Origin of the sequence: Stenotrophomonas tumulicola, assembly GCF_014117215.1 — a bacterium.
Lineage (GTDB): Bacteria > Pseudomonadota > Gammaproteobacteria > Xanthomonadales > Xanthomonadaceae > Stenotrophomonas > Stenotrophomonas tumulicola.
On sequence record NZ_JACGXS010000001.1, the window covers coordinates 503,936 to 523,172 of the forward strand.

Genomic DNA, 19,237 nt, shown 5'->3' on the forward strand with positions numbered 1-19,237 from the left:
CACGGGCACCTCGCTGGGCGGGCTGCTGCTCTGGGTCGCGTTGCTGCCGTCGGCCGCCGCGCAGGAGCGGGACGCCTATGCCGGCACGGTGGTGCGCTGCCAGTCGCACGACCTGGGCTGGGTGCACTGCGATATGGACGTGAGCCAGGGCGTGGACCTGGTGCGCCAGTTTTCCGACAACGCCTGCGTGCGCGGCAGCGAATGGGGAACCGACCGCTCCGGCGTGTGGGTGACGCTGGGATGCCGGGCTGAATTCCGCTCGCGTGCCGCCGCCCACGCCGCGCCGGCAACCGACGCCAGCAAGCGCCTGGTGCGCCGGGTGGTGCGTTGCGAATCCAGCGGGCGCCCGCAGAACTGCCCGGTCCGGCTGGACGGCGCACCGGTACGGCTGCTGCGGCAGAACTCGCGATTGCCGTGCCGCGAAGGACACAGCTGGGGATACCGCCGCAATGAGATATGGACCACCCGTGGCTGCCAGGGCGATTTCGAGGTCGGGGCGGAAGACGGCGGTGGATTCGTCGATGTGCCGCGCCGGCTGACCTGTGAGTCCAAGGACCGGCGCAAGCGTTTCTGCGGCGCCAGCATCAGTGTCGGTGCGAAGCTGGTCAAGCAGCTTTCCGGCAGTCCCTGCGAGCAGGGACGCAGCTGGGGATGGGATTCCAAGGGCGTGTGGGTGGACAACGGGTGCCGCGCCGAGTTTTCGGTGAACTGAGCCCGCATTACAATGGGTGCATGAACGCGCCCACCGATATTGATTACGCCCGCTATGACCACATCCGTCCGATCCTGTGGACCGGCGATGCCCTGCAACTGCTGGACCAGCGCAAGCTGCCGTTCGTGGTGGAACACGTGGCCTGCAGCAGCAGCGACGAGGTGGCTTCTGCCATCCACGCGCTGACCGTGCGCGGTGCACCGGCCATCGGCATCGCCGCGGCGTGGGGCGTGGTGCTGGCCGCACGCACGGTGCAGGCCGACGACGGCGCGCAGGCGCTGCAGAAACTTGAGCCTGCGCTGCAGCGCCTCAACGCATCGCGGCCGACGGCGGTCAACCTGGCCTGGGCACTGGCGCGCATGCGCCGTACGCTGGCTGTCGCCGGTGCGGATTGGCAGCAGGTGCTGGAGACCGAAGCCGAGGCCATCGCCACCGAGGACCTTGCAGCGAACCGCCACATGGGTGCGCTTGGTGCCGGGCTCATCGAAGCGGGCAGCGGGGTGCTGACACATTGCAACACCGGTTCGCTGGCCACGGCCGGTTTCGGCACTGCATTGGGGGTCATCCGTGCCGGCATGGCGCAGGACCGCATCGCGCGCGTGTTCGCCGGTGAAACCCGCCCCTGGCTGCAAGGCGCGCGCCTGACCGTGTGGGAACTGCAGCAGGACGGCATCGATGCGACCTTGATCGCCGACTCGGCGGCATCCCACCTGATGAAGACCGGGGCGGTGCAATGGGTCATCGTCGGTGCCGACCGCATCTGCGCCAACGGGGACACCGCCAACAAGATCGGCACCTACCAGCTGGCCATCGCCGCGCGCCACCATGGGGTGAAGTTCATGGTGGTGGCGCCCTCGTCCACGGTGGACATGGACACCGCTGACGGCAGCCAGATCGAGATCGAACAGCGCGACCCCGGCGAACTCTTCGGGGTGGGCGGTAGCCGCACCGTGGCCGAAGGCATCGCGGCGTGGAATCCGGTATTCGATGTCACCCCGGGTGAGCTGATCGATGCCATCGTGACCGAGCGTGGGGTGATCCTGGCCCCGACCGTGGCCAGCATGAAGGCGGCCTTCGGCGATTGAGCCTCCGGGCGTGGCTCGGCGCCAACGGGCCATCAGGTTGCGAACCAGGCCCTAAGTTGCTGATTTTTGCCGGTAAAAACCGCCTGAACAGGGGCGGAGGACGGCCCGTTGTGGTAGAATCCACCGGTTAATCGAGATTCCGCCGCTGCTGCTCCGTAAGGGGCTGGCGCGGCGGACTGGACCGCTCCCAGACAACGGAACCCGAATGGCAGAATCCGCCAAGGAAATCATCCAGGTCAACCTGGAAGACGAGATGCGCAAGAGTTACCTCGATTACGCGATGAGCGTGATCGTGGGACGCGCATTGCCGGATGCGCGCGACGGCCTCAAGCCCGTGCATCGCCGCGTCCTGTTCGCGATGAGTGAGCTCAACGCGCACAGCAACAAGCCTTACTTCAAGTCGGCGCGTATCGTCGGTGACGTCATCGGTAAGTACCACCCGCATGGCGACCAGTCGGTGTATGACACCCTGGTGCGCCTGGCGCAGCCGTTCGCGCTGCGCTACATGCTGGTCGATGGCCAGGGTAACTTCGGTTCCGTCGATGGCGATTCGGCTGCGGCGATGCGTTACACCGAGGCGCGCATGTCGCGGCTCGCCCACGAGCTGATGGCCGACATCGACAAGGAAACCGTCGATTTCCAGCCCAACTATGATGAAAAGGAACTGGAGCCGACGGTCATGCCGACCCGGTTCCCGAACCTGCTGGTCAACGGTTCGGCCGGCATCGCGGTGGGCATGGCCACCAACATCCCGCCGCACAACCTGACCGAATCGATCAACGCCTGCATCGCGCTGATCGACAACCCGGCCATCGATGTCGACGGCCTGATGGAATACATCCCGGGCCCGGACTTCCCGACAGCCGGCATCATCAACGGGACCGCGGGCATCATCGCCGGTTACCGCACCGGCCGTGGCCGCGTGCGCATCCGCGCCAAGGCCGACGTGGAAGTGGCCGACAACGGCCGCGAATCCATCATCGTCACTGAAATCCCTTACCAGGTGAACAAGGCGCGTCTGATCGAGAAGATCGCCGAACTGGTCAAGGAAAAGAAGCTGGAAGGCATCAGCGAACTGCGCGACGAGTCCGACAAGGACGGCATGCGCATCTACATCGAGGTCAAGCGCGGCGAGTCGGCCGAGGTCGTGCTCAACAACCTCTACCAGCAGACCCAGATGGAGTCGGTGTTCGGCATCAACATGGTGGCGCTGGTCGATGGCCGTCCGCAGTTGATGAACCTCAAGCAGATGCTGGAGGCGTTCGTCCGCCATCGCCGCGAAGTGGTCACCCGCCGCACCGTGTTCGAGCTGCGCAAGGCGCGTGCGCGTGCGCACGTGCTGGAAGGCCTGACCGTTGCATTGGCCAACATCGACGAGATGATCGAACTGATCAAGGCCTCGCCGAACCCCAACGAAGCCCGCGAGCGCATGCTGGCCCGCGTGTGGGATCCGGGCCTGGTCGGTGCGCTGCTGGGTGCAGCCGGCGCCGAAGCCTCGCGTCCCGATGACCTGCCCAAGGGCGTGGGCCTGGTCGAGGGCGGCTACCAGCTGACCGAAGTGCAGGCCACGCAGATCCTGGAGATGCGCCTGCACCGCCTGACCGGGCTGGAGCAGGACAGGCTGACGGATGAGTACAGGCAGCTGCTGGAAACCATCGCCGGACTGATCCACATCCTGGAGGATCCGGATCGCCTGCTGCAGGTGATCCGCGAAGAACTCATCAACGTGCGCGAAGAGTTCGGTGATGACCGCCGCACTGAAATCCGCCACAGCGAAGAAGACCTGGACATCCTCGACCTGATCGCCCCGGAAGACGTGGTGGTCACGCTGTCGCATGCCGGCTATGCCAAGCGGCAGCCGGTCAGCGCCTACCGCGCACAGCGTCGCGGTGGCCGTGGCCGCAGCGCGGCGGCGACCAAGGAAGAGGATTTCATCGAACAGCTGTGGCTGGTCAACACGCATGACACGCTGCTCACCTTCACCAGCTCGGGCAAGGTGTTCTGGCTGCCGGTGCACCAGTTGCCGGAAGCAGGCTCCAACGCGCGCGGCCGGCCGATCATCAACTGGATCCCGCTGGAGCCCGGTGAGCGCGTGCAGGCGGTGCTGCCGGTGCGGGAGTATGCCGAAGGCCAGTTCGTGTTCTTCGCCACCCGCAATGGTACGGTCAAGAAGACCCCGCTGGGCGAGTTCGCCTTCCGCCTGGCACGCGGCAAGATCGCCATCAACCTCGACGAGGGCGATGCGCTGGTCGGTGTCGGCCTGACCGACGGTGCGCGCGACATCCTGTTGTTCGCGTCGAACGGCAAGACCGTGCGTTTCGGCGAAGACAAGGTGCGTTCGATGGGCCGTACCGCCACCGGCGTGCGTGGCATCAGGATGGCCAAGGGCGAGGAAGTGGTCAGCCTGATCGTCGCCGAAAGCGCCGGTGGCGTGGAAGACGAGAACGACGACGAGAACAACGTGGTCGAGGATACCGGCGTGGACGGCGGCGAGATCGCGGTCGATGCCGGCGACGATGACGGCGCGCTGTATATCCTGACCGCCACCGAGAAGGGCTACGGCAAGCGCACCCCGCTGCCGGAGTATCCGCGCAAGGGGCGTGGTACCCAGGGCGTGATCGGCATCCAGACCAGCGAACGCAATGGCAAGCTGGTGGCTGCGGTGTTGATGGGGCCGGCCGACGAGGTGCTGCTGATCTCCGACGGCGGGACCCTGGTGCGCACCCGTGGCTCGGAGATCTCGCGCGTGGGCCGCAATACCCAGGGCGTTACCCTGATCCGCCTGTCCAAGGACGAAAAGCTGCAGGCCGTTGAACGGATGGATGCATCGATCGAAGACGGCGAAGACACCATGGCGCCCGGCGAGGACGGTGTGGTGGAGGCTGTCGCTGCCCCGGCAGGCGACAACCCGCAGGGCTGATATCACGCGCTGCAATGTGTTGCATGGAAGACGCCGGCCCCGTGCCGGCGTCTTCGTTCCGGCTGGATAAAGATCGCATGACGTTCACGTCAGCGATGGGATAACGCGGGCGGGGATCCAGTGCGCATGTGTTGTTGCCAGCACATCATCGCAGCACCGCGCTTTCCGCCCTGCCCAGCTCCAGGAGCCGTCGATGTCCGCATCTTCCGATTCCGAAGTCGTTTCCTCCCGTCCGCGCCATGCGCTCATCACGGTCCTGTCGCTGCTCCTGCTGCTGCTCGGGGGCGTGATCGGGGGATTGGGCGCGTGGCTGGCGCTGCTCGGTGGCTCCTGGTACTACGTGTTGGGTGGTATCGGCATGCTGGCCAGTGGGGTACTGCTGTGGCGCAACCAGCGCAGTGGCGCCTGGGTGTTCGCCGCGTTGTTCGTCGGTACCCTGCTGTGGACCTGGTGGGAGTCGGGCAGCAATTACTGGCGCTGGGTACCGCGCCTTGGCCTGGTCACCGCGCTGGGCTTCGTGCTGGCGTTGCTTGCACCGACACTACGCAGCCCGGTACCTGCGCGGATTTCGCGCAGCATTGCCGGTGTGCTCGCACTGGTGTTCGTCGCCGCCTTCACCCTGGCGTTCGTGCCGCATGGGGTCACGGCGGCAGCGCCAGGCTTCCCGCAGCCGCTGGCGGTGGCTGGCATGTCGCCGACCAAGGAAGCGCCGCTGCAGCCGGCGGACCGGCCCGCGCCGGAGGACTGGCCTGCCTGGGGGCGCAGCAACGAGGCCACGCGGTTCAGTCCGTCGCAGCAGATCACGCCGGACAACGTAGCCAACCTGCAGCCGGCGTGGACCTTCCGCACCGGTGACCTGCCCGACAAGCGCTGGGGGGCCGAGACCACGCCGTTGAAGGTGGGTGACAGCTTGTACCTGTGCACGGCGCGCAACCAGTTGATCGCGCTGGATGCGGCCACCGGCAAGGAGCGCTGGCGCTTCGACCCCAAGGTCAAGGATGCCTCCATTCCCTATACCGCCGCCTGTCGTGGGGTGTCGTACTACGAAGTGCCCGCTACGCCCTCGCGCGACACGCTGCTCAACGACGTCGCCGCCGATCTGGCACTGCCCACGCTCCTTGCCACGGCAGCTGCACCCGTTGCCCCCAGGGCTGCCTGTGCGGCACGGATCATCGAAGGCACGCTGGACGGCCGCCTGGTTGCCGTGGACGCCGCCACCGGCGCGCCGTGCCGTGATTTCGGCAACAACGGGCAGGTCGACATCACCGTCGGCATGGGTGATGTACCCCCGGGCTACGTCTCCATCACCGCGCCTCCGGCCATCGTGCGCGGGGTGATCGTCACTGGCCACCAGGTGCTGGATGGCCAGCGTCGCGACGCACCTTCGGGCGTCATCCAGGCCTACGATGCGGTGACCGGCAAGCTGCGCTGGGCCTGGGACATGGACCGCCCGGATCGCTCCGGCGCGCCGCCGGAGGGCGAGATCTATACCCGCGGTACCCCGAACATGTGGACCACCGCCACCGGCGACGATGCGCTCGGCCTGGTCTACCTGCCGATGGGCAACTCGGCGGGCGATTACTGGAGTGGCTCGCGCACCGAGAACCAGAACCGCTATGCGACCTCGCTGGTGGCCATCGACGTGACCAGCGGCAAGCCGGCCTGGCATTTCCAGGCGGTGCGCAAGGACGTGTGGGATTACGATCTCGGCTCACAGGCCACGCTGGTCGACTATCCGACCCCGGCCGGCAAGGTGCCGGCCATCCTGCTGCCGACCAAGCAGGGTGACATGTATGTGCTGGACCGCCGGACCGGCAAGCTGCTGACCGACGCGGAAGAACGCGACGTTCCCGGTGGCGGTGTCGAACCGGACCAGCGTGCGCCACGCCAGCTGTTTTCGCTGTTCCATACGCTGCGCAAGGATGACCTGACCGAGCGCGACATGTGGGGCATCACGCCGATCGACCAACTGGTGTGTCGCATCCAGTTCCGCAAGGCGAGCTACAAGGGTTTCTATACGCCACCGGAAACCGACCGCCATTCCATCGAATATCCTGGTTACAACGGTGGCTCGGACTGGGGTGGCGTGGCGGTGGATCCGCGGCGTAGCGTCATCATCGCCAACTACAACGACATGCCCAATTACAACCGGCTGGTGCCGCGTGCCGTGGCCGACCGCAAAGGCTGGTTGCCACGCGAACAGATGACGGCCGACAAGGGCGGCGCGGAAGGTGCCGGCGATCCGCAGGTGGGCACGCCCTACGCCATCGACGTCAATGCCGGTTGGCGTCTTCCCTTTACCAAGCTGCTGTGCAAGCAGCCGCCATACGGTGGCATCCGTGCCATCGACATGCGTACCGGCAAGACACTGTGGGATCGTCCGTTCGGCAGCGCACGCGGCAACGGGCCCTTTGGCCTGCGCTCCGGCCTGCCGATCGACATCGGCACGCCGAACAATGGTGGCTCGGTGGTTACCGCCAGTGGGTTGATCTTCATCGCGGCAGCCACCGACGACCTGCTGCGCGCCATCGACATGGAGACCGGCAAGGAGCTGTGGCACGCCAAGCTGCCCGCCGGTGGCCAGGCCAATCCGATGATCTACGAGTACCAGGGTCGTCAGTACGTGGTCATCATGGCGGGAGGCCATCATTTCATGGAGACCCCGCCGGGCGATTACGTGATCGCCTACGCATTGCCCGAAGGGAAGAAGATATAGGGCAGCAGCGCAACCCCTTTTCGCGCCCCTGCACGTTGGAAGTACTGTGCGGGGACGGGGTCGCCGCCATGTGGATCCATTGACGAGGAGGTGTGCAGATGAAGGAAATGGAAGGAATCCAGGTCTCGGTCGCTACCCGATGGCACCAGCTTGCGGTGCCACTGGGCTTTCTGCTGGCAGGCGGCAGCGTGGCCTTCATCGTATTCAATCGCGGTCCGCTGCTGCTGGCGTTCGCCGTGGCGCTGGGATTGCTGGTGTTGCCACCGGTGCTGGCTTTCGTCGGTTTTCCCACCCGCAACCTGGTCAGCGTGATGCCCGATGGATTGATCTTTTCGCGCCGTGACCCGGTTGCCTTCGCGGACATATCCAGTTGGGGCACCGATGATTTCCTCAAGCTGGTCCGCCCCGGCCAGCCCACGCTGTTGATCAGCGCGGTGGACCTGCCCAGCCGCGAGCGGCTGCTGCGGGAGTTCGAGACGGCACTGCAGGCCTGGCAGCAGCGCCAGCCTGCGGTGACCAGGCATGCGCGGCGCAGCTATTTCTACGGCTCGCTGCGTGCCCGTGCCATTGGCGCGCTGATCGTGGTGCTGGGCGTGGGTTCGTCCATCCTGGCGTTGTCCACGCGCGATCCTTCCTACCGCCTGGCGGCGGTCGGCGGCCTGGGCGCGATGTTCGGCCTGGCGATGATGCGGGGCAGGCGGGTATAGGGGCGCCGGCACGCGTCTGTCACTCGGGGGTACGCACCATTTTCGCCAGCAGGTGCTCCACCACGCCGGCAGGGTTCGTCGTACGGCCCACGTGCGAGCTGGACATCTGCACCACCGAGCTGCGCTTGGCGGTGAGGAAATGGAAGCGCGCACGTGCCGGCAACCGGGCGATCGGACCGGCATCGGCATCGCCGCGGCAGATGGCGACGATGGCATCCAGCCATGGTTGCAGTGCTTCCAGGTCCAGCGATGGCGCGAACGCGCGCAGGCGGCCGGGATCGATCTCGATGGCTGCTTCCAAGTGCCGCGCACCAGGGCAGGACACGATCACCCCGACGTTGATGAACTCCTCGCGCTCGACCCGCGGTACCACGCGGATCACCGCATAGTCATAGGTATGCAGCATGGGCACGGACGGCCTCCTGGACGAAGGCCGCGCGCCTGCGCAGGCGTTGCTTGAGATAATCCAGGTAGGCTTGGCGGTACGCGGCAGGGCTCTCGAAAGCCGGCTCATCGACCAGCCAGGCATCAGGCACCAGCGCCACGATGCGCTCGATTTCGTGATCCGGAAGGCGTGCTGCCAGCGCGTCGTCGACAGCGGCGATATCGGTGGCGAATGGCAGCAGCACATGGTCGCGGATCAGCACGAACGGTTTTTCGCAGGCTTCGCCGGCACTGGCCCAGTCGTGGTGGAAATACATCGCGGCCCCATGGTCGATCAGTTGCAGTTCGCGGTGCCATACCATCAGGTTGGGGTTGCGTGCCGTGCGGTCGACATTGCTGGTGAATGCATCGAACCAGACGATGCGCGAGGCGAGGCCGGCGTCCACCGGCATTGCTGCAGGGTCGTAATTTATCGCGCCTGGCAGGTAATCGCTGCCCAGGTTCAGCCCTTCGCTGGCGCGGATCAGGTCCTGGATTTCCGGGTCCGGTTCGGTACGGGCGAACTCCCGGTCCAGGTCGACGAACACCATCTCCGGAATCGGCAGGCCCAGCGTCCGCGCCAGTTCGCCGGCGATCAGTTCAGCGATCAGCGCTTTCGGTCCCTGTCCGGCGCCGCGGAACTTGAGCACCACCATGCCGTCGTCATCCGTCTCGACGATGGCGGGCAGGGAACCGCCTTCGCGCAGCGGGGTTACATATCGCAGGGCGTGCACGGTACGCACGGCGGTTTCCTTGTCAAAGCCGATCGCAAGGTTACCGCAACCGCCACGCCGGTAGTGACGGGCAATGCCCGTCACCAGGCAGAGCTGCCCGCGTATGCAGTCAGCCCGGTTTCCGGCCAACCCATCCCTTGAAGGTCAACCCTGCATAGAACAGCTCGATATCCACGAATCCCGCTTCCCGCAGCAATGCCGCTTCCTGTTCCGGGTCCAGCAGGGCAAGGCGCTCGCTGATGGCACGGGCGGCATTGGCAGCGTTGCCCGGATCGACGCCCGAAGACGCGGCAAACGCCGCATAGCGCGCCAGCCAGCGTGACTTGGCTGGCTCGGCCTGCGGGAAACTGTGGTGCGCAAGCACCAGCGGTGCGCCGGGTTTCAGGCGCCTGGCCAACTCGCGCAATGTCGTGCGGCGTTCTTCCAACGACAGGAAATGCATGACCAGGATCGACGTTGCGCCATCGAATGCCTCCTGTGGCGCTGAATCAAGATAGCCTTCGTGCAGTTGCACCCGTTCGGCCAGGGCGCCCAGATGGGCACGTGCCAGCGACAGCATCTCCGCCGAAGGATCAACACCCAGGAACTGCCAGCCCGGATGCGCCTCGGCGAAGACCTTCAGTTCCAGTCCGCCGCCTGCGCCCAGCACCAGCACGCGGCCGGTAGCGGGTACCGATTCGGCCAGCAGCAACGTGGCCATCTGTTGCAGCGCATGAAAGCCCGGCACCTGGCGGATGGGACCTTCCGCGTAGCGCGCGACGGCCTGGGGATCGGTGAAAGACACGGCAGGCCTCATCAGGCAGGGAGTGCCCCACATTGTATCGGCAGTGACGGGCCATGCCCGTCACCGGATAAAGCAGAGGGCGCCCCCGGATCAGTGGCTGCGGCGGTTCGGCAGCAGTGCAGCCACGATGCCCAGCAGTGGCAGGAACGAGATCAACTGGTAGACCCACAGGATGCTGGTGTGGTCGGCCAGCACGCCCAGCACCGCCGCACCCAGTCCGCCCATGCCGAAGGCAAAGCCGAAGAACAGCCCGGACACCGTGCCGATGCGATGGGGCATCAGCTCCTGCGCGTAGACCAGGATGGCCGAGAACGCCGATGACAGCACGAAGCCGATGATGACCGCCAGTACGCCGGTCCATGCCAGGTCGACGTATGGCAGTGCGAGCGCGAACGGCGCCACGCCGAGGATCGATGCCCAGATCACCGGCTTGCGGCCGATGCGGTCGCCGACCGGACCGCCGATCAGCGTGCCCGCCGCCGATGCCAGCAGGAAGGCGAACAGGTGCATCTGCGCGCTCTGCACCGACACGTGGAATTTCTGGATCAGGTAGAACGTGTAGTAACTGCTCAGGCCCGCGATATAGAAATACTTGCTGAAGATCAGCACCAGCAGGATCGCGATGATCCAGCCGACCTTTTTCGCCGGCAGGGCATTCGATGCCGCGGCCGGGCCGGTACCGGCGATGGCAGCAGCGGGAGGCGCGGCGGCCGTGCTGGCCAGGTGCTGCTGGTACCAGCGGCTGACATAGGTCAGCAGCGCGATGCCGATCAGCGCCGCACCGGCGAACCAGGCCACGCTGGTGCGCCCGTTCGGCACGATCACGGCCGCAGCCAGCAGCGGCCCGATCGCGGTGCCGGTGTTGCCGCCCACCTGGAACACCGACTGCGAAAGGCCATGGCGTCCGCCGGATGCCAGCCGTGCGATGCGCGAGGATTCGGGGTGGAAGATCGCCGAGCCGATGCCCACCAGCATCGCGGCCACCAGCACCATCGTGAAGTTCGGCGCATATGCCAGCAGCAACAGGCCGCACAGGGTGGAGGTCATGCCGAAGGGCAGCGAATAAGGTGCTGGCCGCCGGTCCGTGCGCAGGCCGATCAACGGCTGGAACAGTGATGCGGTGAGCTGGTACGTCAGCGTGATCAGGCCGATCTGGGCGAAGCTGAGGTTGAACTGTCCCTTCAGGATCGGGTACAGCGCCAGGATCAGCGACTGCATCATGTCGTTGACCAGGTGTGAACCGGTGATCGCCGCCAGCACGCTGGCGACAAGCGGGCGGCGCGAAACAGGCGCAGCGGCAGGGGGCAGGGAGGTGGCCGTCGAGGACATGGGGCAGGGGGGAAGTCGGGATGCAGCGCATGGTAGAGTGGCGCCGGTTGCCCATCCCGCGAGATATGGTCATTCATCGTCTGAAAAAGGACATCGCCGGGGCGCTCGGGCACGGTCGTCCGCTACCGGCCGGTGCCGAAACGCCAGTGTTCTGCCGCGCGCGCGATTATCTTGCCGATACCGTCATCGGCCTGCATCACCATCCCGACCGCCATCAACTGGTCTACGCCGAAACCGGCGTGCTGGTGGTGCATGCCGGTAGCGGTCGCTGGGTAGTGCCCAGCACGCGGGCGATCTGGATGCCGGTCGGCATGGGCCATCGCGTGGACTGCATCGGCAGAGTACGCATGCGCAGCCTGTACGTGCTGCCCGATGCCATGCCCCACGCGCCCGTCGAAGCCTCCACGGTATCGATCACGCCGCTGCTGGCCGCACTGATCCACGCAGCGGTGGAAGTGCCGCACCCTTATGACGAGCATTCACGCGATGGCCGGCTGATGCGCTTGATCCTGGACGAACTGCAGGCACTTCCCATCTTGCCGCTGCATCTGCCCGAACCCGCCGATCCGCGGCTGCGCCGCATCGCCCGGCAGCTGGAACGGCGGCCGGATGATCCCTCCACGCTGCAGGACTGGGCTGCGCGCCTGCAGGTGGACGTCAAGACCGTCCAGCGGCTGTGCCAGCGTGAGCTGGGCATGACGTTCGGCCAGTGGCGACAGCAGGCGCGCCTGCTGCGCGCGCTGGAGCAGTTGGCACAGGGGCGGAAAGTCATCGACGTGGCGCTGGCACTGGGGTACGACAGTCCCAGCGCGTTCGCCAGCATGTTCAAGAAACGTTTTGGCCTCAGCCCGAGCCGGTTCTTCAATTGAACCCTGTGCCGCGACGCGGTGTCAGGGAGTAGACCCACGGTGCCAGGCACGCACATGCTCCACCAGCGCACGCAGCTTGGCCGGCGGGTTGTGCCGGTTGGGGAAATACAGGAAGAAGCCGGGGAATGCCGGAAGGAATTCGGCAAGCAGCGGCACCAGTTCGCCGCGCGCGATGTACGGCGCGAACGTTTCCTGCATCCCGATGGTGATTCCACCGTCGGCCAACGCGGTGCGCACCATCAGCAACATGTCATTGCTGGTGATCCGTGGCTCGACGGTCACGTCGAAATCCTGGCCGTCTTCGGCGAATTCCCAGCGATAAGGCGCCACGCCGGGTGCCGGTCGCCAGCCGATACAGCGCTGTGCTGCCAGTTCGCGTGGGTGCGTGGGCGTTCCATGGCGGGCGAGATAGGCGGGCGAAGCGACCACCACCTGCCGTTGCGGTCCGGTGATGGGAATGGCCACCATGTCCTGTTCGATCACCTCGCCAAGGCGCACGCCTGCGTCGAAGCCGGCCGCCACGATGTCTGATTCATCGTCGGTCACCGTGACATCCAGGGTGATGCCCGGATGGTTTTCGGCGAACGCGGCGATCAGTGGCCCGGACAGGAAGTGCTCGGCAATGGAGGTTACCGCCACCCGCAACAGGCCGCGTGGCTGGCCCTCACCGGCTGCTTCTTCCATCGCCGTGGCCACCGTGGCAAGCGGGCCGGTTATCTGCCGGTGCAGGCGCTCGCCGGCCTCGGTCAGGCGCACGCTGCGGGTGGAGCGCTGCACCAGTGCGATGCCCAGGTCATCTTCCAGGCGACGGATGCCCTGGCTGACGGCGGAGCGGGTCACACCCAGGCGGTCGGCCGCCGCGCGGAAATTGTCGCCTTCGGCGACGGCAAGGAACAGGCGAAGCAGGTTGAGATCGGCGTCCATTGGTTACCAATACTAACCATTCTGTCCAGCCGCTGACGGATTCCCTCGACAGCTGATGGTCCGTAACGTGGCCGCTCCCGTTGCATCCACCATCAGGAGCCCGCCGTGAACGAAGTGTCCAACAAGATCGTGCTGATTACCGGTGCCAGCAGCGGTATCGGCGAGGCCACCGCCCGCCTGCTGGCCCGGCAAGGGGCAACCGTCGTGCTGGGCGCGCGGCGCGTCGAGCGGCTGCAGCGCATCGTTGCCGACATCGAAAGCAGCGGTGGCAGCGCACAGGCGCGCGAACTGGATGTCACCTGCCGTGACGACGTCGATGCATTCGTGCGCAGTGCGCTGGATGCGCATGGACGCATCGATGTCATCGTCAACAACGCCGGGGTGATGCCGCTTTCCCCGCTCGCCTCGCTGAAGGTGGAGGAATGGAACCGGATGATCGACGTCAACATCCGCGGCGTGCTGCATGGCATCGCTGCGGTGTTGCCGCCGATGCTGGCGCAGGGGCACGGGCAGGTCATCAACGTGGCGTCCATCGGCGCGCACGCAGTGTCGCCGACCGCTGCGGTCTACTGCGCGACCAAGCATGCGGTGTGGGCGATCTCCGAAGGGCTGCGCCAGGAGAGTCCTTCCATCCGGGTCACGACCATCAGTCCCGGGGTTACCGAATCCGAACTCGCCGACAGCATTTCAGACGCACGGGGCAGGGAAGAGATGAAAGCATTCAGGGCAACGGCCATCCCGGCCGACGCCGTTGCCCGCGCGATCGTATTCGCGATCGGGCAACCAGCGGACGTGGATACCAGCGAAATCATCATCCGGCCCACCGCCAGCCCGCATTGACGGCAGGATGTCGCCGCCTCGGCCGGTCACCCGGTAGCAGGCACGGGCGCGTCGGATGCGATCAGCTTCTGCTGCTTCAGCTCGGCCCAGAAATCGGCCGGGATCGCGATCGACATGGATTCCACGTTCGCCTGCACCTGTCCGGGCGTGCGCGCACCGGGAATGATGCAGGAGACCACCTCCGGCGCGTTGGCGAACTGCAGCGCTGCCGTCCGGATGTCGATGCCATGGCGTTCGCAGATCGCGGCGATCTGCGCGCGCTTGCCCGGCGCCCATTCGGGGATCGGGCTGCCATACAGATAACGCTCCCGGCCGGTCAGGTAGCCGGCCAGCAGCGGCGAGCCCACCATCACCGAAACACCCTTCTCGGCCAGTTTCGGCAAGGTGTCGTGCAGGGTGGCTTCGTGGTCCAGCAGCGAATACTGGCAGGCCAGCAGCATGATGTCCGGGTCCGCTTCGGCGACCGCGCGCAGCGCCGGCTGCGGCCGGTTCACGCCGAAGCCCCAGCCCTTGATCAGGCCTTCTTCGCGCATCTTCGTCAATTCCGGCATGGCACCGCGCAACGCCTCGGCAAAACGCTGCTCCCAGGGCATGCCCAGGTCTTTTTCATTGTCCGGCGACAGGTCGTGGATGTAGACGATGTCCAGCTGGGAAACCCCCAGCCGGTTGAGGCTGTCCTCCACCGAACGCCGTGCGCCGTCGGCCGAATAGTCGTAGCGGTAACGGAACGGAGCCGGGTCATGCCAGCTGGTCTTCTGCAGCGGCCCGGCGGTGCCGCTGAGCAGCCGTCCCACCTTGCTGCTCAGCGTGTACTGGTCGGCCGGATGCTGGTGCAGTTGCTGGCCCATGCGCCGTTCGCTCAGGCCCAACCCGTACCATGGCGAGGTGTCGAACAGCCGCACGCCGGCGGCCCAGGCCGCAGCCATGGTGGCCTGGGCCGCTTCGTCGCTGGTGGGGGCCAGGCTGCCCCCCAGCGGTGCACCACCCAGTCCGATCCGGGTGGGAGGACGGTAGCGGCCGCCCGTTCGCTGCGGGCCTGGCGCTGGCAGCCTGCCGCTGCGTGGCGTGCCGCGCGTAGGCAGCACGCTGCCCGGCGCGGGTTGCTGGGCGAACAGCGGGGAGGCGGCGATCGCTGCCGCACCGGCGGCGGCGACGGAAAGGAACTGGCGTCGAGAGTTCACTGGAGTTTCCTTGGGAAAGGCAGGCAGGGGTCTCTGGCGTCGTTCGACCATACCGTGCAGGCATGTCAATGCAGTGGGAACGGAGCACCGGGCAGCCGCGGTCATGCCCGATCGATGTCGACGGCCTCCAGGTCGGTGGCGAAACGCCGCATGAGCCGCACCAGGTCCTCGAAATCCCGCGTGTCCCACTCCGCGAAGATCATCCTTCCCATCTTCTCCCGCGCGATGTCCACCGCGTCGGTCATGGCCTTTCCTTGCCGCGTGACGATGGCTTCGCGCAGCCGCCGGTCGTGCGTGCTTTCCTGGCGCTGTATCAGCCCCAGCCCCTCAAGTTTGGCGACCTGGCGGCTGACGGTGGTGTAATCGCGGCCAATGCGGTCGGCAAGTTCCACCACGCCGATGGGCCCCAGGCGCTCGATCCCGACGAGCAGGGGAAACAACGCGCGATCCAGCGCGATGCCGGCTTTCCGGACCATCGCCTCGTCACGTTGTGGGCGGTTCATCACGCTGACGATGCTGACCATGGCGTCGTGCAGCGTGCGCAACTGGCTCGATATATGTGCATCTTGCACATTTCTTTTCGGTGGCATAGCATCCTCTCCAATCACGTGCATATTACACATATTGGAGCGCCCACCATGCAGCAGTTCGTCCCGGTCGATGTGATCATCTGCGGAGCCGGTGCGGCCGGCCTCACGCTGGCCCTGGATCTGGCCCGCCGCGGCGTTGCTTTCCGCCTGTTGGAACAACGCGACACGCCGTTCAATGGATCGCGTGGGAAGGGCATCCAGCCGCGGACACAGGAACTGTTGGAGGACCTGGGCGTGCTGGACCGGGTAGTTGCCGCAGGCGGGTTCTATCCGCCCCAGCGGGTGCACCAGGCCGATGGCAGCCACGTCGATTCAGCGGTCGCGGAGGTTGGTGCGGCAACGCCGGCGGAACCGTACGCGTTGCCCTTGATGGTGCCGCAGTTCCTTACCGAAGCCACCCTCCGCGAGCGCCTGGCGGAGCTGGGTTACCGGCCGGAGTTCGGCAATGCGGTGGTCGGTTTCGTCCAGGACGACGAAGGAGTGACCGTCGAGGTGGAAGGCCCAGCCGGCAGGTCGATGCAGCGTGCACGCTACCTGGTGGGCGCGGACGGCGGGCGCAGCTTCGTGCGCGGGGCGCTTGGGGTCGGCTTTCCCGGCAGGTCCCTCGGTGCGCGCGCGGTGGTGGCGGATGTCGTGCTGGCCGGCTTGAGCCGGGATGCCTGGCACCGTTTCAACACTGCCGACAAGGAGGCGCAGATGGCCCTGTGCCCATTGGCGGGAACCGACCTGTTCCAGCTGCAGGCACCGGTTCCACTGGAGGGTGAGGTCGATCTTTCGGCTGCAGGGCTGACCGCGATGGTGGCCGCGCGTACAGGCCGCCAGGATATCCGCATCGACGCAGTGGAGTGGGCGTCGGCTTATGCAATGAGTGCAAGGTTGGCCGATCATTATCGTCGTGGACGGGTGTTGCTGATGGGCGACGCCGCGCATACGCACCCACCGACGGGCGGACAGGGCCTCAACACCAGCATGCAGGATGCGTACAACCTCGGCTGGAAGCTGGCGGCGGTGCTGGAAGGCGCATCACAGGCGTTGCTGGACACCTACGAAGAAGAACGGCGGCCCATCGCGGCGGACATGCTGGGCATGGCGACGCGGTTGCTGGACGCGGCCCGCCAGGGCGACATGCGGCGCGGGCGTGAAGTGCAACAGCTCGACCTCGGCTATCGCCAGTCCTCGTTGTCCCGGCATGCCGCGGAGCGCGCCGGCGAACGCCTGCAGGCCGGCGATCGCGCGCCGGATGCCCTGCTGCGCGGAGCGGCAGGGCAGGCCCGGCGCCTGTTCGATGTTTTCCGTGGCGCCCACTGGACCCTGTTCGGTTTTGAAGCCTCGGCCAGCTCATTCGCACCACGATCGAACCTGCACATCCACAGGATCGGTCCCAGCGGCGACCTGCGTGATGAAGCGGGGCAGGTGCGTGCGGCGTATGGGCTGGCAGCGGGCGACTGGGTGCTGGTTCGTCCGGATGGCTACATCGCGGCCATCCGTGCGACCGGTGATGCAGCGGCGATGGAAGAGCACCTGCGCGACCTGGGCCTGGTAGCGGCCTAGCGCAGCTGCGCCTCGCCCCAGGCAACGGCGGGTGGCAGCGCCGGGCCAGGGGCCTGGTGCCCGCTGGCAACCCATTGCGCGACCAGTTCCAGTACCTGGCTGCCGGAGACCGCCACGTCGACCGGAAGGGCAGCGTCCGTGGCGCTGATTGCAGGGCTTTCAAACAGCAGGCGTCCGTCGCCGTAAACGCGGAACCTGACCTCGCCGGCATCGCGTGGCGCGCCCTCCAGCAGGCCGACCTGTGCGCTGAAACGTGAGAATTCGCCCTTCGCATGCACTTCAAGGCGCGAATTGGCATGCACGCCGATGCCGTGGCGGTATTCATGCCCGTCGATCCGGAGTGGCTGTCCGTCCGGCGCCGCGTCGGCACGTGGCGTCCCACCCTGCGGATCGCGCGGCGTGCTGTATACCGGCAGGCCGTCGGCCGCCACGTGGATGCGCGCGGTCATCTCGCTCAGCAGCATGCCTTCGGCCAGGATCGGCGTGCCTTTGACCTTCAGCATGACCACCTCGCGTGGCTGCAGGGTGTAGCGCAAGGCAGCGCGGGCCTGCGGCTGGTCTTCATGTCGCCACAGGTCGCGTACGGAGAACGCAGTGCCCGCGGCGAGCTTCATCCGTGCCGGGTCCACCGATGCCGTGGCAACCGACGGGCCGCGATTGAACAGCAGCACGGCGCGCTCGCCACGTACCGAAAGCGGCTTGACCAGCACCTGCACGCCATCGCCATCCTGTACCAGTGTCGCCTGGTTGCCGGCCGCATCCTGGTTCACCGCGATGACCTCGGGATTGGACAGCACCTCGATCAGCGCATCGGGCGCCTTGGCCAGGTCGAAGCCCATCAACAGCGGTGCCGACAGCATCGCCCATAGCGAGAAATGCGTGCGTGCTTCGGTCAGGTGCTTGCCATCGAATTCGCCCAGGCCCACCGCCAGCATGTCCGGGTCGTTCCAGCGGCCAGGGCCGGCATACAACTCGCGCTGCGATGCCGAATCGAAGTTGTGCAGCATGCTCTCCCAGGTCGGCTCGATGTCCGGGCTGGTACGCCACAGGTTGCCATGCCGGCCCCCCCAGTCGCGCACCCCGGCTTCGCCCCAGGGGCAGATCGACAGCACGTAATCGTTGTCCGGATTGAGTTCGGCCAGCAGGCGCCCGACGCGGGCGTACTGCGTTTCCACTGCATCGCGATCGGTGTGCAGCGCATCGCCGCGCACGATGGTCGGGCGCACCACGTCCAGGCCGGATTCGAGTACCGGCGCGCTGCCGGGGCCGAAGTCGGCCAGTCCACAGGCATCGACCTTCAGGTAATCGAAACCCCAATCCTGGAACATGGTCTTCAGGTCGGAGGCCTCGAAGCCCTGCAGCCCGATGCCGCGCTCTGCCACGCTGCCCACCGGCAGGTTCGGGCTGCTGCGATCAAAGGCCTGCGAACACGCATTGCGCCCCACGTCGGTATACAGCCCTGCCTTGAAGCCGCGGGCATGCAACTGGTCGGTCCAGGCGCGCAGGCTGGTGCGGCCATCGCTGCCTTCGGCGATGGGGAACATGGACGTGCGGATCCTGATCTCGCCGTTGGCCTGGCGTTTCAGCCACCAGCCGTCGTCGATGTTGATGTAGCGGTAGCCTGCCTGCTGCAGGCCACGGCGCTGGATGGCATCGACCACCGACAGCATCTTCTGCTGGTCCACTTCGGTCCGGAAAGCATTCCACGGGTTCCAGCCCATCGGGGGCGTCGCCGCCGCCCCATGGCCGTAGACACTGAAACGCGCCGTCGGCTGCAGCGCATCGTTGCGCTCGCTGGCCACGGCGGTGAAGGGAAGGGTGGCCAGCAGCGCGGCCATCAGCAGCGGTTTCATCGCAGGTCTCCGTCCAGGT

The 19,237-nt window shown here is 66.4% G+C and carries 16 protein-coding genes; 8 read left to right on the plus strand and 8 right to left on the minus strand.

The genetic code is table 11. The features are described 5' to 3' along the window. The first annotated feature begins 43 nt into the window (after positions 1-43). The 5 genes from H4O11_RS02430 to H4O11_RS02450 all read left to right on the plus strand — a co-directional run bounded on the left by H4O11_RS02430 (position 44) and on the right by H4O11_RS02450 (position 8,140). Entirely contained in the window at positions 44-712 is a 669-nt protein-coding gene (locus H4O11_RS02430) for a DUF3011 domain-containing protein (RefSeq protein WP_246333263.1), read from the plus strand. A gap of 20 nt (positions 713-732) precedes the next feature. Beyond that, a complete protein-coding gene (gene mtnA / locus H4O11_RS02435; protein ID WP_182337835.1) occupies positions 733-1,797 on the plus strand; it encodes an S-methyl-5-thioribose-1-phosphate isomerase in 1,065 nt (354 codons plus the stop codon). Between the two features lie 205 nt (positions 1,798-2,002). Then, entirely contained in the window at positions 2,003-4,717 is a 2,715-nt protein-coding gene (gyrA, locus tag H4O11_RS02440) for a DNA gyrase subunit A (RefSeq protein WP_182337836.1), read from the plus strand. Positions 4,718-4,910: 193 nt separating this feature from the next. Beyond that, positions 4,911-7,433 carry a membrane-bound PQQ-dependent dehydrogenase, glucose/quinate/shikimate family gene (locus H4O11_RS02445; protein WP_182337837.1) on the plus strand — a complete coding sequence of 841 codons (2,523 nt, stop codon included), beginning with the start codon at positions 4,911-4,913 and terminating at the stop codon, positions 7,431-7,433. A gap of 98 nt (positions 7,434-7,531) precedes the next feature. Then, positions 7,532-8,140, plus strand: a complete 609-nt coding sequence (locus tag H4O11_RS02450; RefSeq protein WP_182337838.1) for a hypothetical protein — start codon at positions 7,532-7,534, stop codon at positions 8,138-8,140. 19 nt (positions 8,141-8,159) lie between these two features. Here H4O11_RS02450 and H4O11_RS02455 read toward each other — a convergent pair whose 3' ends face one another. From H4O11_RS02455 to H4O11_RS02470, 4 genes are all read right to left on the minus strand, one after another. Further along, positions 8,160-8,552 (minus strand): DUF3037 domain-containing protein, encoded by a 393-nt coding sequence (locus H4O11_RS02455; RefSeq protein ID WP_182337839.1) that lies wholly within the window; start codon positions 8,550-8,552, stop codon positions 8,160-8,162. Next, complete coding sequence (locus H4O11_RS02460) at positions 8,530-9,306, minus strand: HipA family kinase (RefSeq protein ID WP_182337840.1); 777 nt, start codon at positions 9,304-9,306, stop codon at positions 8,530-8,532. The genes H4O11_RS02455 and H4O11_RS02460 overlap by 23 nt, the downstream gene beginning before the upstream one ends. Before the next feature lie 100 nt (positions 9,307-9,406). After that, positions 9,407-10,081 carry a class I SAM-dependent methyltransferase gene (locus H4O11_RS02465; RefSeq protein WP_343042758.1) on the minus strand — a complete coding sequence of 225 codons (675 nt, stop codon included), beginning with the start codon at positions 10,079-10,081 and terminating at the stop codon, positions 9,407-9,409. A gap of 90 nt (positions 10,082-10,171) precedes the next feature. Further along, positions 10,172-11,410 carry an MFS transporter gene (locus H4O11_RS02470; protein ID WP_182337842.1) on the minus strand — a complete coding sequence of 413 codons (1,239 nt, stop codon included), beginning with the start codon at positions 11,408-11,410 and terminating at the stop codon, positions 10,172-10,174. 65 nt (positions 11,411-11,475) lie between these two features. Between H4O11_RS02470 and H4O11_RS02475 the strand changes: the two genes are divergently transcribed. Then, positions 11,476-12,279 (plus strand): AraC family transcriptional regulator, encoded by an 804-nt coding sequence (locus H4O11_RS02475; protein ID WP_182337843.1) that lies wholly within the window; start codon positions 11,476-11,478, stop codon positions 12,277-12,279. Between the two features lie 21 nt (positions 12,280-12,300). On the opposite strand, the gene H4O11_RS02480 is transcribed toward H4O11_RS02475, so the two are convergent. After that, positions 12,301-13,203, minus strand: a complete 903-nt coding sequence (locus H4O11_RS02480) for a LysR family transcriptional regulator (RefSeq protein ID WP_182337844.1) — start codon at positions 13,201-13,203, stop codon at positions 12,301-12,303. A gap of 105 nt (positions 13,204-13,308) precedes the next feature. Between H4O11_RS02480 and H4O11_RS02485 the strand changes: the two genes are divergently transcribed. Continuing rightward, the gene (locus H4O11_RS02485; protein WP_182337845.1) at positions 13,309-14,043 is read left to right on the plus strand and encodes an SDR family NAD(P)-dependent oxidoreductase; all 735 of its coding nucleotides are present in this window, start codon (positions 13,309-13,311) and stop codon (positions 14,041-14,043) included. 26 nt (positions 14,044-14,069) lie between these two features. On the opposite strand, the gene H4O11_RS02490 is transcribed toward H4O11_RS02485, so the two are convergent. Together H4O11_RS02490 and H4O11_RS02495 are read right to left on the minus strand one after the other, a co-directional pair. Then, positions 14,070-15,224 (minus strand): aldo/keto reductase, encoded by a 1,155-nt coding sequence (locus H4O11_RS02490; protein WP_182337846.1) that lies wholly within the window; start codon positions 15,222-15,224, stop codon positions 14,070-14,072. A gap of 101 nt (positions 15,225-15,325) precedes the next feature. Then, positions 15,326-15,769, minus strand: coding sequence for a MarR family winged helix-turn-helix transcriptional regulator (locus H4O11_RS02495; protein ID WP_246333214.1), 444 nt, complete (start codon positions 15,767-15,769; stop codon positions 15,326-15,328). 93 nt (positions 15,770-15,862) lie between these two features. Between H4O11_RS02495 and H4O11_RS02500 the strand changes: the two genes are divergently transcribed. Further along, positions 15,863-17,365, plus strand: coding sequence for an FAD-dependent oxidoreductase (locus H4O11_RS02500; RefSeq protein WP_182337848.1), 1,503 nt, complete (start codon positions 15,863-15,865; stop codon positions 17,363-17,365). On the opposite strand, the gene H4O11_RS02505 is transcribed toward H4O11_RS02500, so the two are convergent. Continuing rightward, positions 17,362-19,218, minus strand: a complete 1,857-nt coding sequence (locus H4O11_RS02505; RefSeq protein WP_182337849.1) for an NPCBM/NEW2 domain-containing protein — start codon at positions 19,216-19,218, stop codon at positions 17,362-17,364. The two genes, H4O11_RS02500 and H4O11_RS02505, sit on opposite strands and share 4 nt — an antisense overlap. Positions 19,219-19,237 lie beyond the last annotated feature (19 nt).

Bases quoted from the DNA above. Each gene is read 5' to 3' on its own strand.
- H4O11_RS02500 (WP_182337848.1), top strand. From the start codon at position 15,863: ATGCAGCAGTTCGTCCCGGTCGATGTGATCATCTGCGGAGCCGGTGCG.
- H4O11_RS02445 (WP_182337837.1), top strand. From the start codon at position 4,911: ATGTCCGCATCTTCCGATTCCGAAGTCGTTTCCTCCCGTCCGCGCCAT.
- H4O11_RS02505 (WP_182337849.1), bottom strand. From the start codon at position 19,218: ATGAAACCGCTGCTGATGGCCGCGCTGCTGGCCACCCTTCCCTTCACC.
- H4O11_RS02475 (WP_182337843.1), top strand. From the start codon at position 11,476: ATGGTCATTCATCGTCTGAAAAAGGACATCGCCGGGGCGCTCGGGCAC.
- H4O11_RS02480 (WP_182337844.1), bottom strand. From the start codon at position 13,203: ATGGACGCCGATCTCAACCTGCTTCGCCTGTTCCTTGCCGTCGCCGAA.
- H4O11_RS02470 (WP_182337842.1), bottom strand. From the start codon at position 11,410: ATGTCCTCGACGGCCACCTCCCTGCCCCCTGCCGCTGCGCCTGTTTCG.
- gyrA (WP_182337836.1), top strand. From the start codon at position 2,003: ATGGCAGAATCCGCCAAGGAAATCATCCAGGTCAACCTGGAAGACGAG.
- H4O11_RS02450 (WP_182337838.1), top strand. From the start codon at position 7,532: ATGAAGGAAATGGAAGGAATCCAGGTCTCGGTCGCTACCCGATGGCAC.
- mtnA (WP_182337835.1), top strand. From the start codon at position 733: ATGAACGCGCCCACCGATATTGATTACGCCCGCTATGACCACATCCGT.